Consider the following 15,612-nt stretch of genomic DNA (forward strand, 5'->3'; position numbering starts at 1 on the left):
GATTTTAACCCTTAATCTTTCCTGATCCCTGTTCACTGACAACTGTCAACTGTTATTTGTCTTCTTCGGGCACAATTGCCTCCACAGGGCATAGATCAGCACATGAACCGCATTCGGTACAAAGATCCGGGTTAATTACATATTTGTCCTCTCCCTCAGTAATCGCTTCTACAGGACATTCCTCCTCACAGGCACCACAGGCGATACATTCGTCAGTAATCACATAAGCCATCTTTTTTTATCCCCCACTTTTACTTATTTGTACCAAGTAGTTTCTCGGTAAATAGGCGCTGTCCCTATTTACATTTACCTAATGCGGCAAAGCCGCAACCACAAAAGTGCCTAAAGTTTGAAGTGCCTAAAGTGAGCTAAAGTTAATGTACACGCCTTCGGCGCGGTCAAATTCGAAACAGGCTGCGCTGAAAGCGCATTTTTTAACTTTAGGCACTTTAGCTCACTTTACACTCTTAACTAAATCTTGCTGTTTGAACTGGTACCAATATCTGCGCAAAAAACGCAGTTGTTGAGAATAAAGACTCTAATGCGGCATATGATCGAGCATTTCTTTTACGAGGGCATCTGCCACATCGGGAAGATCGGGTTTTATAAACCAGTAATCTTTTGCCACATGATGGCCTGCCTTCCAGATTATGTTTCCCGTTTCTGCCTGCACCAGCTTTAGTCCCAGGCCAACCTTGGCAACCTTGTCTTCACCTTCTACGGTGTAGTTCCAGTAATCTACATTAACAATAAGGAAAGCATCAATATCGTATGCTTCACCAATCTTCATGCTCAGATCAGAATCGGAAAAATTAACAGTTTTAAGTTTAGCTAAATAATCAACAACAGTTTTTCGCAGTTCATCATCTGATTGCATTCGGTTATTAATCATGTCAGGTGCCACAACATCAGAAAACCATTTTTTCTTGACCAGAACACCGGCTATGATTTGATCAATAACACCCCTTGCTTCTTCAAAGGTTCCGACGTCAACTGGAATCACCCCTATTTTTTTCGGATGGAAATCCTTTGCATTCGGAGCAACCTGGGAATATCGAATGCCTCCACAACCAAAGAGAACAATTACAATCAAGATTGAAAAATAAAGTACCCATGTTTTTCTAATCATAAATTTATTTCCCTTCTCATTTTTACTGAAAGCCGGCGGCTGAGAATTGAATGCTTACACCAAAATTAACCATAAAAAAGTACTCAAACCGGCGATTATGTAGTTTGTCTCCAGGAGACCTTCCAGAACAACACCTGAAAACGTCGATCTTCTATCACAAAGTTTGAAACAAATCCACATATAAAATACACAGGCCAGGAGGGCAAAACTCAAAGAGGAAGTCCATCCTGCGGGGTTTGCAATTATAAGGATTGCGGCCGTAATACCCGATATTCCCTTTAAAAGCTTTTGTGTGTTTTTCTCTCCTATTACGACAGGAATAGTCTCTCTCCCGATCAGCCTGTCACTCTGAATGTCGATCGTGTCGGACAGGGCCGATCTGACGAAGACCACGGCAAAGGTGAATAGAAAAGCCAATGTCATTGCCGGGGTTATGCTTATGCTTATTTCTAACTGTGGAAACACCGCTACTACGATCGCCCATGCCGTGGCCACAGAAACATTTTTGGATCCTGGGAGGTCTCTCAATCTCCTGAAACGCCAGTTTCGCGGAAATATCTTAGCGTTGTAAAGGACTCCAAAGCAGGAAATCGAAAGCAGAACCAGAAATGGGGCCAAACCGGCAATGAAGGAGAGAGTCAGGGCTGTAAGCAGGGAGGCAATGGCAATGGTAACGTATACCTTATCATGCTTCAGATAGGAATCTTCTCTGAATGAGCTTACTATACCGCTGTATTTCCTGTCTGTGAATCTATTTACTGCATGCATCGAATATACATAAAAGGATGCTATCAATATATTCAAGATATTAACATTTAATCCCTGAAGGAGAATGCTCGCCAGAGACAGACATCCGGCGCCCACGGCGGAATAGATATCCGTTATAACGGCGAATATCCAGAATTTCAGCAGCCTGCTTGCTTTCCCCTTTTTCTTCTCTTCCTGAAAACTTGTAATGTAATCGACAACCTTTTCGATTGTCCAGTTTGGTGTAGATGCCCCGGCAGAAATACCGATTTCATTGTACCGGTCTATGTTTATATTCTTGAGCTCATCTGCCGTTTCAATATGAAATGTGGGTGTCCCCTGCAGTTCCGACATAGTAGCCAGTCTCTTGGTATTAGCGCTGTTCTTTCCCCCCACAACAAACATAGCATCCATTTTGGCGGACAATTCCTTAACCTCGGCCTGTCTCTTTTCAGTGGAATCGCATATGGTATCAAAGACCGTAACCTGTGGAAATCGTTGTCTAATCCTGTCAATTATATCCCCGTATTCCTTCGTGCTCTGAGTTGTCTGAGCGACAACGCAGATCTTCTCAAGCTCGGGGAGGGCATCAACCTCATCCCTGTTTTCTATTACGATTCCCTTTCCGTCAGAGTACCCGAGCAGACCGTCGACTTCGGGATGTCCATTATCCCCCACAATCAGGACAGCATAACCCAGGGATGCATGTTTTTTGATTATGGCCTGCACACGCGCTACCTTTGGGCAGGTGACATCGACTATCTTTACATTCTTTTCTTTAATCTTTTTTCTTTCGAGGGGCGATATCCCGTGAGCCCTGATTATGATTGTTCCTTCTTCGATTTCATCGATATTATCTACCGGGAGTATTCCCCTCTTTTTAAGGATTTCAACAGTCTGTGGATTATGTATGAGGGGGCCGTAAGTATATATCTTTCCGGTATTCCTGTTCTGGGCAACGTCGAGGACCATATCGACCGCCCTTCTCACGCCCATACAAAATCCTGCTGTCCTGGCTATTTTGATTCCCATCTGTTTAAAATTCCAAGTTCTTCCGAGTTCTGAGTTCTGATAAAACTTTGAACTCAAAACTCGGAACCCGAAACCTATTTTTTTACATATATAAAAAATTCTTTATTACCAGCAGGCCCTAAAAGGGGAGAATCACATGTTCCCAGTACTTCGAGCCCCAATTCCCTGCAAAACTCCTCAATTTCATCAACAACCCTTCTATGTATATCGGGGTCTTTTACCACACCCTTTTTCCCTACCTCTTCCCTTCCTGCCTCAAATTGTGGCTTGATGAGGGCAAGAATAAACGCATCTTTCTTTATAAGCCTGACCGTGGCTGGAATAACCAACTTGAGGGAAATAAAGGAGGCATCTATGGTGGCTATATCTATCTCGTCGTCTATCCCGCTACCGGAAAAATAGCGTATATTTGTCTTTTCAAAGACAACTACCCTGTTATCATTTCTCAGCTTCCAGGCAAGCTGGCCGTAACCTACATCGACTGCATATACCTTTCTTGCCCCTTCCTGAAGCAGGCAGTCTGTAAAACCGCCTGTTGAGGCTCCGATATCGAGGGCTGCAAAACCTGCTACATCAATGCCGAACTCGGTTAGCGCTCCCTTGAGTTTCAAGCCTCCCCTGCTGACGTAAGGGTTATCCTCTCCCTTTATCCTTATCTTGGCATCTCTGGGAACGAGGGTGCCCGCTTTGTCAATCCTGTGTTCCCCGACGATGACGGCACCGGACAGGATAAGCGCCTTCGCCCTTTCACGCGTCGGGGAGATATCTCTCTCAACCAGAAGTCTGTCTAATCTTATCTTCAAGTTTAAAGTCTAAAGTTTAAAGTTGACAATCTCGTAAAAAGTCAAATTTCTACCCTTTTCGTCATTCCCGCGAAAGCGGGAATCCAGTAAATTCAATCTGTTATAGACTCCCGCTTTCACGGGAGTGACGTACAAAATGACTTTTTACGAAACCATCAAAGTTTAAAGTCTAAAGTTTCGAGCTTGTAAAAGGTTTCAAGACCCTGGACTTCAAACTTGAAACCTCAAACTTGAAACTCATTTACCCATCATCTTACGGACAGTGTTCGCAATACCGTCCTCGTCAATACCGTACATGCTTCTCAATTCTGTCTGAGTTGCGTGTTCCACAAACTCATCCTTGATTCCAAGTCTTTTTACGGTAACATCATATATCCCCGCTTTTTCAAACAGCTCAAGGACAGCGCTCCCGAAGCCCCCCATCAAGACATTTTCCTCAACGGTAATGACCTTCTTTATAGATTTAGCAACATCGCACAAAAGTTCTTCGTCAAGGGGCTTTACAAAGCGGCTATTGATGACCATTGCACTTATCCCTTCGTCTTTTAGATTTTCAGCGGCGGCAACGGCAGAACATACAGTAGACCCTATAGCGACGATTGCGATGTCGCTTCCATCAAGAATAACTTCACCCTTTCCGATCTCAAGAGACCTTGGTGTGTCGTCAATAGAAACACCGACCCCCCTTCCCCGGGGATATCTCACCGATGCTGGACATCCACACTCAACGGCGGTTTTAAGCATGTGCTGGAATTCATTTTCATCTTTTGGGGCCATAACAACAATATTGGGAATTGATCTCAGGTAGGAATAATCGAACAGACCGTGATGAGTGGCACCATCTTTTCCGACGAATCCCCCCCGATCGAGAGCAAGAACCACCGGTAGTTTCTGGGCACAGATATCATGGAGTACCTGGTCATATGCCCTCTGCATGAAGGTCGAATAGATTGTTACCACCGGTATAAACCCTTCAGTGGCGAGACCGGCAGCAAATGTAGCCCCGTGCTGTTCCGCTATACCGACGTCATAAAACCTGCCAGGCATCTCTTCTGCAAATTGCTCAAGTCCCGTCCCGTGAGTCATAGCAGCCGTTATTGCGACGATCCTTGAATCTTCACGGGCCAGTTTCACCATCGTTTTCCCGAACATTTCCGTATAAGACGGGTCAGAATTACTGTCTACGAGGTTTGTGCCGGTAGTTATGTCGAAAGGACCGATACCATGAAATCTCGATGGTTCCTCCTCTGCGAACTTGTATCCCTTTCCTTTTTTAGTGATAACGTGAACCAGGACAGGCCTGTTGAGCTTCTTTACGTTTTCCAGGTTTTTTATCAGGTGATCCAGTCTGTGCCCTTCAAGCGGGCCTACGTACTGGAAACCAAGTTCTTCAAAGATGACACCCGGGACGAAAAATGCTTTCAGCGATTCTTCTGCCTGTCTTGTAAACTTCAGCATCTTGTCCCCGATACCCGGTATTGTTTTTATAAAGTTCTTAATCTCAGATCTCATTTTCGTGATACGTTGCCCCGTCATGAGACGGTTCAAATAGGACGACATGGCACCCACATTGGGAGAAATGGACATTTCGTTGTCATTGAGTATAATTAAAAGATCCTTATTTCTGCCGCCTGTCCAGTTCAATCCCTCAAAGGCCATTCCGGCAGTCATCGAACCATCACCGATTACGGCAATCACCTTGAAGCCCTCGTTTTTGAGACATCTGGCCTCGGCGATACCGGCGGCGGCGGATATCGATGTACTGCTGTGACCGACATTGAAGACGTCGTAGTCGCTCTCTTCCCTCCTGGGAAAACCGCTCAACCCCCCTTTCTGACGGAGGGTGTGAAACCGGTCTTTCCTGCCGGTAATTATCTTATGGGCATAGGACTGGTGCCCGACATCCCATATAAGCTTATCCTCAGGGGTGTCAAAGACATAGTGGATTGCAAGTGTCAGTTCCACAACACCGAGAGACGAGGCTAAGTGTCCGCCGCTTTTGGAGACTGTTTCAATTATTTTTCCCCTGATTTCCCCTGCCAGGACGTTTAATTCGGCAAATCCAAGCTTTTTGATGTCGTGGGGGAAATCAATTTTTTCTAATATGCTGTCCATGTTAAGTTCCGAGTTTAAAGTTCAAAGTTTATAGTTTCGGGTTTCGTGTTTTTAACTTTAAACTTGAAACTCGGAACTATTTGTTCACGATCTTCTTTCAATTATATATTTTGCTATCATTCTCAGGGGTTCTGCCCTGCTGTCGAATTGTGCGATATCTGACAGGGCGTTATCCACAAGTTCACGGGCCTTTTTCCTCGATGCTTCAAGACCGAAAAGGGCAGGAAACGTAACCTTGCCGCGCGACCGGTCACTTCCTATATCCTTGCCAAGTGTTTCCTGATCCCCCTCAACGTCAAGAATATCGTCCGCTATCTGAAAGGCAAGTCCGATGTTCCTGCCGTAATCTGAAAGGGCGTCAATCTCATTCTTGCCGGCGCCGGATAAGACGGCGCCTGCCCTGACAGAGGTGGTAATCATCGCCCCCGTCTTATGCGTATGGATGTAATCGAGGGTTTCTTCGCCAACCTCCTTTCCCTCCGATTGTACATCAACAACCTGCCCGCCGACCATACCGAGGAACCCTGCGGCTTCCGAGATATCGCTGATTACGGCGAGGAGTCTGTCGGGAGGGGTTTCGCCGACAAACTCTCTTTTTGACATCAGACGGAAGGCCTCCGTGAGGAGGGCGTCACCGGCCAGAATGGCGATATCTTCGCCGAATACCTTGTGGTTTGTGGGCTTTCCCCTCCTGTAATCGTCGTCATCAATGACGGGGAGATCATCGTGGATCAGGGAGTAGGTGTGAATCAGCTCTAACGCACAGGCCACAGGAAGCACTGTTTCAATGTTTCCCCCAACGGCTTCCGCGGAGGCCATGCACAAGATCGGCCGTAGCCTTTTTCCTCCGGCAAATACGCTGTACCTTACAGATTTAAAAATGGTGGACGGAAAAGTATCCTCTCCGGGAAGGTACCTGTCAAGGGCTTCATCGACGATATTTTTTCTCGCCTTCAGATAGTCATCCAGGGATATTTTCTTTTCAGGGGTCACTTTTATCCTCCCCCTTGAAGGGCTGAATATCCAATCCCTCTTCATTCTTGAGAAGGACTTCTATCCGCCTCTCCGCTTCATCGAGCTTTTTGGCGCAGAACCGTGAGAGTCTGATCCCTTCTTCAAAAGATTTGAGGGATTCCTCCAGGGTCAGGTCCCCGCTTTCCATCTCCCTTACAGTGTCTTCTAACTTTTTCAATGCCTCTTCAAATTTTTCTTCTGCCATTTTCTATCACTCCGGTAAAACCTCTGTAACCTTAGCGTTAAAGCTTCCCGATGAGACCTTTACGGAAACATCGTCTCCAACAGTTACCGCACTTGACTCTTTAATGATGCTGCCCTCAGGGAGTTTTTTGGCGATGCCGTAGCCCCTCTTTAGCACGGAGAGAGGGCTCAGCATGTCAAGCATCGACAGGTTGCCTTCAACCCTGTTTTTCAAGGTATCCATGTAGTAAAAAAGCCCGGCTGTCATGCTTTTTTCCAGATTTTCAAGTATGAGCTTGTTGTCCCGTACGTCCGTCATCGGACTCATGTATATGAGATTTCCCCCCAGATTGTGCACGATGCTCTTCCGCCCGTCCAGTTCACGGGCGGTTACGGTTGTAAACCGGGCAGTTATATCGTCAATGCCTATGCGCATATCGGCAATCTTCCTCCGGGGATCTCTGATCCGCTCTCTGAGGAGAAAGATCTTTTCTCTCAACATATTCTTTACCCTGCGGTTGTTGCCGATCATCCTCACACGGAGGTTCTCCAGCGATTCAATCAGTTCACGTCTCATCGGTACAACCAGCTCGGCAGCCGCGGAAGGTGTCGGTGCCCTGAGATCGGCGACGAAATCCGCAATGGTGAAGTCAATCTCGTGACCGACGGCCGAGATAACGGGGATTCTGGAATTAAAGATACTCCTCGCAACCCCTTCATCATTGAACGGGGCAAGGTCTTCAAGAGATCCGCCCCCCCTGGCCAGGATGATAACGTCAATATCGGGAATTGCATTCAGATCGGCTAAAGCCTCGATTATCTCAGGTGGAGCTTCCGTTCCCTGTACCCTTACCGGGGCAATCAGTATGTCGACAGAAGAAAACCTCCTTTTTGTGACGTTGAGAATGTCCCTGATAGCGGCGCCCGTCGGTGATGTGACAACCCCGATTCTACGGGGAAGGAAAGGAGTCAATTTCTTATGGGACGGATCAAAGAGACCCTCCTTCTCCAGGCGCGCCTTGAGCTGTTCGAAGGCTAATTGGAGGGCGCCGATGCCTTTCGGTTCGATAGCGTCAACGATCAGTTGATATTCCCCTCTCGGCTGATAGACGCTGAGCCGTGCCCTGCAAATGACGTTCATTCCATCGTCAATATCGAATGGTACCATTTTAGAGAACTGGCGGAAGATGACCGCCCGTATCTGGCTATTCTCGTCCTTGAGCGTAAAGTATAGATGACCGGAGCCGGGCCGGCGCAGGTTGGAAATTTCACCCTCGACCCAGACCGCATCGAAACTCGACTCCAGTAGAACTTTTATGCTGGTCGTCAATTCAGTGACAGTAAAGACATTCTTCATAAAAATAAGCTCATCCGTATAAGTGCGATGATTGTCATCTAACAAAGGTATTGAGACGTTGCAAGAAATTTATTTTACGTTCGCCTGTCTGTCTGCTGCTATGGAAATCTTCCGACAAAAAAGGCCTCATCCATGGGGCCCGTTTACTGCTTTATATATGATTATGAGATCGGGGACAGCCGCTTATTTCTTACATGATACGTCTGTTTCTATTCAACGTCCGTCAATTCCACATAGCTCGTCTCTGTTGAGAGATGGCAGATACATGGACTTTAAGAATTGGCTATGGAGTTATTATATTGATTCCCTTTGCACATTTTATGGAACGCAAAGCTTTCCGGAAGCCTGTTTTTTGGACGATCCGGTGAAGCACTGGTTATGTGTCGATTGTCTCCAGTCCCAGGAACTTCACCATCGGATCGAAATCTCTGTCGTCATGCAGCAATGGTAGCTGGTAGTGGATACAAAAAGTTCCAATCATGACGTCTGTGGTTTTTCTCACAGTCACGCCTTTTCTCCTCAGAAGTCTATAGTTCATTGCGCTCTCTAAGGCCAATACCTTTCCCCCCATTGGCATAAATGGAATGCGTAAAAGAAGATCCCTTGCAATTTTGAAGTCCTTATCGCGTTGAAATCCCTGAAGTACTTCGGTCAGGATGAGACCGCCTATTATAATGGGTGTATTTCCAAGTGAAGAATCAAGCCAGTCCGTCTGTGCCGTTTTGTTGCCGTTGAAGTAGTCGATCCAGACAGAGGAATCTACGAGAATCATTTGTCTAACCTCATCTCGTCGAGATTACCGGTCCACTTGAGCTTCCCTCGAAAACCCTTGATTTCTTTCTGGCCTTTCACTTGCACCAGCAATTTCAACCCCTCTTCTATGGCAGCTTTTTTTGTTTTCAGGCCGGACACCTTTATGGCGGCTTCCATCAGATCGTCATCAATGACTACATTTGTTCTCATTTCTTGCCTCTTATGTGTATTATTTGTTCATATTATACACATTAATTAGACTGTTTGGAAGGTTTATTTTGGGGGGTGCATGTAAAGCATTCCGTCGTTTAATTGTATGGGATCGGGGACAGCCGCTTTTCTTACATGATACGGCCTGTTTCTACTCAACGTCCGTCAATTCCATATAGCTCGTCTCTGTTGATGGATAGCAGCTGTCACTACTGCAGGAGTTAGGATACTAATCGAAGGTATAATAAAGCTGTATGTAATTTTTGAATTTGATGGTATTGATCAAGGTATATGACGGCTATCTGAACTTAGCTCAATGAAGAAAACACCTACAAGTCCACAACCTATATCGGCTAACAAAAGTGCAGAATATCGCTTGAAATCTTCGATATGACAACAAAACGGACCTGACCCTATTATTCTCCTATACAATGAGCCGGTATTTAATAACGTAATCATATCGGGGGAACTTTTAGTGCTTAGCTTTTTTTACATCGCACTTCCGGTGAGTAAAAACGCTGCCCAGTAAAAGGGCTGCGGGTATTGTTTTTTAACTTTGAGCTGCGCCTGTTGCAAGGCGTCATCTTTGCTCATCTTCGATAGATTGGTATAAAAATTAACCATCAAATCGCGGGTTGCCTCGTCATCCACCTGCCATAAGCTGGATATCAACGAGCGCGCTCCGGCATAAAGGAAGCCGCGAGTAAAGCCGACAACATCATCTCCTGTTGCCACTTTTCCCAGAGCCGTTTCACAGGCGCTGAGAGTGACCAAATCGGCGCTCAAAGATAAATTATAAAGGTCAGCTGCTCTCAATAGTCCATCATTATTTCTATCTGCGGCCAGCAGCAGCGCTGAATTAAGCGGCTTATCCAGATCAAATACGCCATGGACAGCCAGATGAATGACGGAATATTTGCTCCCAAAATTTAGCAGATTGGTTTTTGATGCCTCACTGCGTAAAAGAACATTGGATTTTGGAATGATCTTGCCAATGGCCAGGGCCTCGTCCTGCGCGAATTTCAAATCATATTTCGGATCGTCCAGCTTCGGATTGCCGAAAATCAGGGCGCCTCTATCTTCTTGCTTCGCCCGCTCCTTGAGGAAACTCAGAACGCTGGCGCTGGGCAGCATCCGTATGCTGAAGCGGTCAATCAGGTATTCGTTGCTGTCGGAAAGGGCGGCAAAAGGCAAATAGTGTAAAGAGCCATGTGGAACGATAATCAGTTTTTTTGTTTTAATTGCGGGAGCTGCCAAAGTAAATATTTGGCGGTATAGCGTCCGGCTGTATTGGTTGAATTCCGGCAAATTTCGTGTCGTAATATTTTTGCGCAGGCCATCAATATTATTTTCCAAATCCGCTACCGGCAGCTTCTGCGCCACAATTGTCTTGCCTGTTAAAATAAAAACATACCATTCTTTGCCCGCGCAATAATATTCCAGCAGTGTTTCATCGTCTTTAATCTTGTTTTGGATCTCCGCCGTCGCCGGTGTGGTTACGGAAACGAGAGCCGCCAGTTCCGGCGCTTTTTCCTGCAGATCTTTTTTCAGTGCTAAAACGACAGCACGGCTTTTTTTCTGATTTTCTTTGTCCTCGACTTGCGCCACAACAGCTAAATTATCTTCGACCTTATCAAGCTGGGCCAAAGTTGTTTTGATTTGCTCTGTCTGTCCGCCGCGGACGTTTATGTCCTTTTGCGAAGCAAGTAAGTCCACCAGGGCGCGGGCTTTGGCACGCTCCACGTAAGCAAACGCTTCTGCGTAACGGCCGTCAGCAAGAAGCAGCGCCGTCAATTCAGCGTAAGCCGTTTGTTTATCGCCGACAAAGCCGATGCGTCCCGCTTCGGAATTAATCGAAGAGCGCTGCTTTTCAATGACGTCAATTGCTTTTTTGAGCATGTCTTCCGCAGTGCTTTTCCGGCCTTCGGCCAAAGCAATTTTGGCCCGATCCAGCAGCACAATCCAGTAAATGCCGCCGATCTGCTCAATCTGCGGATGTCCTAAAAGCTGGTCATATCCTTCTGTTGCTTCCTTTATGTTTCCGGTTTCGTAAAGACTTTTCGATAAGATATAAAGTTTGGGTATCTCCTGGAAGGTCTGATCGAAGAATGCTGTAATTAACCCCGTTACTTTTGCATCCGGGTGCTTGATGGCAGCCAGAGCATTGTCATATTCTTTCAATGCCATGTAAATCCGCGCCAGTGCGCTGTATTTTGGGGGGCCGTTCATGACGTTCATGTCTGTGATGCTTATATTTTGCAGTGAATCAGCAATTTTTTGAGCATCCGCCTTATTTCCGGTCAGGGCATGAGCAACACCAAGAACATCATAAATGTCGATCAGTTGAGATGTATAAAATGTACTTTTCTCACGTCCCCCTTCATGCAATAGTTTATAAGCAAGGGCGCCTTCCTGAATGGCCTTCTGAGGCTCCCCCTGGTCCAGATAAACAGAACCGCGAAGGATTTGCGGATAAACGGTGAGATCGGAACCGACATAAGTTCTCTCGCCCTGATCGATCTGCTTTTGCAGCAGGTCTGTTGTGGCGAGCGCTTTGCTGTAGTTGCGAATTCCATTGTAAGAGGCGGCCAGTAAATAAAGCTGGAAGGAAGACAGCGTACCGCCTTCATCAAGTTCTGGTTGGAGCATATTAATGATTTCATGGATCTGCTGTTTCTGGGCATAGCTGCTTAACTTGATATCTTTAGATAAGGCGCAGGCCGACAAGAAACAAGATAGCAGCAATATGGCTAATCTTGTGGAATACTTTTTAAGTTTCATATTATTTTCTCCGTTTGCCGCCTGGTTTCCCGGCGGTGCCACAGTACTTCAAACATTACTGTTTGTACTCTCGCATGGTTCTCAAAATCCGTCAATCATTGCTTTCAGGAAGATGTGCATGAGTTCGTGAGATGGATAGTCGAGCTTCTTAGTCGTAGCACCCTTCTATCTGTAATCAATGAACCGGTCCGGTTACTGGGCATGTGACTTTGAAATCATATATCCTGATTTTGATCTCACTTATCGCTTTCATGAAAATTATGGTGCGGCAGACACGTCTTCTACACGCGGGAATAGGTGATACTGTCTTTTTCAAACTCTTCGATAATTTTATCAGTCAGAGACGGATGGATTTTTGGCATAATCTCAAAAATAGTTTCCGTAGTTACCCAATAATCACGCTTCGTAGCAAGTTCCTGCTCAAAGGCAAACTGCGCAACTTGCTGGAAGAGATACTCCATATCAGCCGGTGTAAATTGAGATGTCATCTTTTTTATGATACGCTCAAGATCGATTTCCCCTGTATGAAGCTTGGAGAGGTAGTTTCCCAGAATAGTTTTTCTCTCATCTTCGTTTAAACCACCCACAGGAATAATACAATCAAATCTTCCCGGGCGAAGCAGTGCGGCATCGAGTTGCCTGATATAATTCGTAGCGCAAATGAAGAGTATATTGTTCCCCTGGTTTTTAAGCAGCGGCACCTGCTTGAGAAATTCATTTGTAATAGACTTATCAATTCGGCTTGCCTCGTCACGACTGCCTGCAATCTCTTCAAACTCATCGATAAAGATGACAGCTTCCTCCAGGTTTCGTGCCTTTTCCATTATCATACGCAGGTTAGCGCCCACCCTTTCGGTTCCGTCAACCATCAGCATGCTTGGAGCAATTTCAATGAACCACCAGGAAAGGACCCCGGCTATTGCTCTGGCAAAATGAGTTTTTCCCGTACCGGGAGGTCCAAAAAAAATAATAGTCTTGGGAGGAACAACCCCATGCTTTTTCGAAAGATCTCGCTCTGTCAACGGGAGTATGATTTTCCTCTGAACTAACTGTTTTGGAGGCTGCGAATCGGAGATGGTATCCCATATTTCTTTTCTGCTGGTCTGAGCTCCCATCTCATTCAGGATGTCCCTCCGCTTATAGGCCAAGTATTCCTCACTTGCCTGCTCCATATTTTCGAGAAAATCGGTGCATGCGACCCGCAAGCCAACATCCCGACCAAGCTTTTCAGACATGAGCCATTTATGCTGCAAAATTTTCGGCCATAGGTCAGCGGCAGCATCAGGATCAAATTTTGTGCCGCTTATCTCAAATATTCTACTCGCACGTAACTCGGGTGCTAATGTCTCTGTTAAGTCTTTGTTCATACTCAAAAGATCTTCAGCCATTTCAACTCACCTTCAAGTTCACAATCTTGGAAACAAAAACAAACATTCATCTCCACCTTGTAAGGTCATTACAACCATCATAAAGTCGATTTACCAATATGACAGAAATAAAAAAACCACCAAGACTCTAAAGAGCATGGTGATCGCCTTTGCACTTCAAATTGTTATACCTCAACTTTAACTGTACCATACTGACTAAAAACCATTATAAGGCACAGGATACAAAAAAGCAATACTTTACTATTTACGCAAAGTCAGGGCATATTTCATTATATTTCAATAATTTATTCACACTCCGATAAAGCGGTCATCTGGTCGGAAATGATACGTAACCAATATAGTGCCTTCGCTTGCAAAAAATTTTGCAGACATATGCACAAGATGATGGTTGATACTTTTTATCAGCACTATTTCCTGTTTTTATCTGATTGTAGATTTCAGTCAATAAGGATTACTGTTTAAAAGGCTGGATCTCTATCAAAATTGCCGGATGCTTTGTTACAGGAAGACATAAATAAGGAAACGGGATAAATCCATCCCATAAATTGCGTACAGAGAACCAATATCGTAACATCGTCGTCAATTTTACAGTTTAGGAGAGCTGCTTAGTACGTAACAAAATGAACTTAACTGGAAACGATTACAATATGTCGTCACAGGTTATCGTAAAACTTTCAATCTCTTCACCAGAAGCGCACCCGAAAAGGGCAAAGAAAAGAAGAAAAAGAAGAAGAAATCCGAAACAGACGAATAGACAAGAGCAGGAAAGAGAGAAAGGCTGGTCGGGTCTCAACATTTGACCGGGAGCGCGCCCGCAAGTCCCGCCCTGTGGGCGGGGAGCTTCACAAATTACTGTGCTAATTGTTGAATGTTGAAACCTTACCCCGTTTGTTTCTCTGATTAGCTATTTGCTCTTTTTCTTTTCCTGCTTTGCCTGCCTCTTCTCTTTGGCTGTTTTCTGTGGTTTTTTCTTCTCCTGTTTTTTTGCATCTTCTGATTTGGCCATGCCGTTTTCCTCCCTTTGTAGCTTCATGATGTTGCGTTGCTGTCATTTGTTGCCGTCAGGCAAAGACAGGCATCGGGTTACCTTTAATAACGAAATTTAGGGGACAGCATATCTATTTTCCGAAGAAAAGAGACAAGAATATGTATACTGTCCCCCGAATACGAATATGTACCCGCGTGTCTTACCAATTACGAATTATTGCCCGACATTCCGTCGAAAATGTTAAAGACGTATATACGGTAAGCATCATCAGTTTAATCTTCTTTTTCGCCACCGGGCATAAGAGTGCGCAGGATATCCTCCTTGCCTATAATACCGACCATCTTACCTTGATCCATGACAGGCAAAGTGTGTATGTTGTTCTTCACCATCAGTGTGGCAATGTTTTCCAGGCTGGTCTCCGGATCAACCGTTACAGGATTAGGGGTCATGGCTTCTGCTACCGTGATGGCAGCCATTTTCTTTACTTCTTTCTCAATATTTTTATGGGAACTTAAAGGAATAACACTGTCGAGCAGAATGAAGAAAGAAGGCAGGGGAATCTCTCTTTGCTGGGCAATCAGGTCATCCTGACAAATAATTCCCACCAAACGATTATCTTCATCAACTACAGGTAAACCATTAAAGTGGTATTTAAGCATCAACTTCGCGGCCTGAACAATTCCCGTTTCGGGACGAACTGTAATTACCTCTTCTGTCATAAAATCCTTGGCTTTAAGCATTTATTCTCCCCCTTGCCATAAAAACAACTTTCAAGTCTATTTTGATAAATTTTACCTTTGATTTCTTATAAAGTCCACTATTGATTTTACGAACAGAGCTGAGCTTGTCTTGAAGAAATGTTACTCCCGACCCAATCGGAAATGACAAAGACAGCAAAACGTTTTCTTGCTTGACCACTGTTCATCTCTCCAATATACTTCTTGATTCAAAAGGATTTTATTGTCAACTTAGATGATTCTGTTGATTTAATCCTCGACAGGTCAAAACAAGATTTAACCTGCTGAATATACAAGAAATAAACGAAAATAATGCTTGACTTGTATGGGCGTATAAAGTACAGTAACGCACTGATAATATTTACATATCCTATT

At 45.0% G+C, this 15,612-nt stretch carries 14 protein-coding genes; 1 reads left to right on the forward strand and 13 read right to left on the reverse strand.

Annotated elements, in window-relative coordinates; all coding sequences use genetic code 11:
- Positions 1–52: 52 nt before the first annotated feature.
- The 12 genes from Q7J27_12230 to Q7J27_12285 all read right to left on the reverse strand — a co-directional run bounded on the left by Q7J27_12230 (position 53) and on the right by Q7J27_12285 (position 13,512).
- Positions 53–232, reverse strand: coding sequence for a 4Fe-4S binding protein (locus Q7J27_12230; GenBank protein ID MDO9529905.1), 180 nt, complete (start codon positions 230–232; stop codon positions 53–55).
- Between the two features lie 306 nt (positions 233–538).
- Positions 539–1,129 carry a hypothetical protein gene (locus Q7J27_12235; protein MDO9529906.1) on the reverse strand — a complete coding sequence of 197 codons (591 nt, stop codon included), beginning with the start codon at positions 1,127–1,129 and terminating at the stop codon, positions 539–541.
- Positions 1,130–1,183: 54 nt separating this feature from the next.
- Entirely contained in the window at positions 1,184–2,908 is a 1,725-nt protein-coding gene (gene ispH, locus Q7J27_12240) for a 4-hydroxy-3-methylbut-2-enyl diphosphate reductase (GenBank protein ID MDO9529907.1), read from the reverse strand.
- A gap of 74 nt (positions 2,909–2,982) precedes the next feature.
- Entirely contained in the window at positions 2,983–3,711 is a 729-nt protein-coding gene (locus Q7J27_12245) for a TlyA family RNA methyltransferase (protein ID MDO9529908.1), read from the reverse strand.
- Between the two features lie 237 nt (positions 3,712–3,948).
- Complete coding sequence (gene dxs / locus Q7J27_12250; protein MDO9529909.1) at positions 3,949–5,826, reverse strand: 1-deoxy-D-xylulose-5-phosphate synthase; 1,878 nt, start codon at positions 5,824–5,826, stop codon at positions 3,949–3,951.
- An 84-nt stretch (positions 5,827–5,910) separates the two neighbouring features.
- Complete coding sequence (locus Q7J27_12255) at positions 5,911–6,819, reverse strand: polyprenyl synthetase family protein (GenBank protein MDO9529910.1); 909 nt, start codon at positions 6,817–6,819, stop codon at positions 5,911–5,913.
- Positions 6,809–7,045 (reverse strand): exodeoxyribonuclease VII small subunit, encoded by a 237-nt coding sequence (locus Q7J27_12260; GenBank protein MDO9529911.1) that lies wholly within the window; start codon positions 7,043–7,045, stop codon positions 6,809–6,811. Before Q7J27_12260 ends, Q7J27_12255 begins: the two co-directional genes overlap by 11 nt.
- A 6-nt stretch (positions 7,046–7,051) precedes the next feature.
- Positions 7,052–8,425: an exodeoxyribonuclease VII large subunit gene (xseA, locus tag Q7J27_12265; GenBank protein ID MDO9529912.1), complete on the reverse strand. Its 1,374-nt coding sequence runs from the start codon at positions 8,423–8,425 to the stop codon at positions 7,052–7,054.
- 331 nt (positions 8,426–8,756) lie between these two features.
- A complete protein-coding gene (locus Q7J27_12270) occupies positions 8,757–9,152 on the reverse strand; it encodes a PIN domain nuclease (protein ID MDO9529913.1) in 396 nt (131 codons plus the stop codon).
- Positions 9,149–9,343 carry a type II toxin-antitoxin system VapB family antitoxin gene (locus tag Q7J27_12275; GenBank protein ID MDO9529914.1) on the reverse strand — a complete coding sequence of 65 codons (195 nt, stop codon included), beginning with the start codon at positions 9,341–9,343 and terminating at the stop codon, positions 9,149–9,151. Before Q7J27_12275 ends, Q7J27_12270 begins: the two co-directional genes overlap by 4 nt.
- Positions 9,344–9,832: 489 nt before the next feature.
- The gene (locus Q7J27_12280) at positions 9,833–12,124 is read right to left on the reverse strand and encodes a CHAT domain-containing protein (protein MDO9529915.1); all 2,292 of its coding nucleotides are present in this window, start codon (positions 12,122–12,124) and stop codon (positions 9,833–9,835) included.
- 281 nt (positions 12,125–12,405) lie between these two features.
- Positions 12,406–13,512: an AAA family ATPase gene (locus Q7J27_12285; GenBank protein ID MDO9529916.1), complete on the reverse strand. Its 1,107-nt coding sequence runs from the start codon at positions 13,510–13,512 to the stop codon at positions 12,406–12,408.
- 620 nt (positions 13,513–14,132) lie between these two features.
- Here Q7J27_12285 and Q7J27_12290 point away from each other — a divergent pair.
- Positions 14,133–14,312, forward strand: a complete 180-nt coding sequence (locus Q7J27_12290; GenBank protein ID MDO9529917.1) for a hypothetical protein — start codon at positions 14,133–14,135, stop codon at positions 14,310–14,312.
- Positions 14,313–14,772: 460 nt separating this feature from the next.
- Here Q7J27_12290 and Q7J27_12295 read toward each other — a convergent pair whose 3' ends face one another.
- Entirely contained in the window at positions 14,773–15,240 is a 468-nt protein-coding gene (locus Q7J27_12295; protein ID MDO9529918.1) for a CBS domain-containing protein, read from the reverse strand.
- Positions 15,241–15,612 lie beyond the last annotated feature (372 nt).

It is taken from the genome of Syntrophales bacterium (genome assembly GCA_030655775.1).
GTDB lineage: Bacteria > Desulfobacterota > Syntrophia > Syntrophales > JADFWA01 > JAUSPI01.

Excerpts from the sequence above, each read along its gene's own strand:
- Q7J27_12230 (MDO9529905.1), bottom strand. The coding sequence starts at position 232 with ATGGCTTATGTGATTACTGACGAATGTATCGCCTGTGGTGCCTGTGAG.
- Q7J27_12235 (MDO9529906.1), bottom strand. The coding sequence starts at position 1,129 with ATGATTAGAAAAACATGGGTACTTTATTTTTCAATCTTGATTGTAATT.
- ispH (MDO9529907.1), bottom strand. The coding sequence starts at position 2,908 with ATGGGAATCAAAATAGCCAGGACAGCAGGATTTTGTATGGGCGTGAGA.
- dxs (MDO9529909.1), bottom strand. The coding sequence starts at position 5,826 with ATGGACAGCATATTAGAAAAAATTGATTTCCCCCACGACATCAAAAAG.
- Q7J27_12260 (MDO9529911.1), bottom strand. The coding sequence starts at position 7,045 with ATGGCAGAAGAAAAATTTGAAGAGGCATTGAAAAAGTTAGAAGACACT.
- Q7J27_12270 (MDO9529913.1), bottom strand. The coding sequence starts at position 9,152 with ATGATTCTCGTAGATTCCTCTGTCTGGATCGACTACTTCAACGGCAAC.
- Q7J27_12275 (MDO9529914.1), bottom strand. The coding sequence starts at position 9,343 with ATGAGAACAAATGTAGTCATTGATGACGATCTGATGGAAGCCGCCATA.
- Q7J27_12280 (MDO9529915.1), bottom strand. The coding sequence starts at position 12,124 with ATGAAACTTAAAAAGTATTCCACAAGATTAGCCATATTGCTGCTATCT.
- Q7J27_12285 (MDO9529916.1), bottom strand. The coding sequence starts at position 13,512 with ATGGCTGAAGATCTTTTGAGTATGAACAAAGACTTAACAGAGACATTA.
- Q7J27_12290 (MDO9529917.1), top strand. The coding sequence starts at position 14,133 with ATGAACTTAACTGGAAACGATTACAATATGTCGTCACAGGTTATCGTA.
- Q7J27_12295 (MDO9529918.1), bottom strand. The coding sequence starts at position 15,240 with ATGCTTAAAGCCAAGGATTTTATGACAGAAGAGGTAATTACAGTTCGT.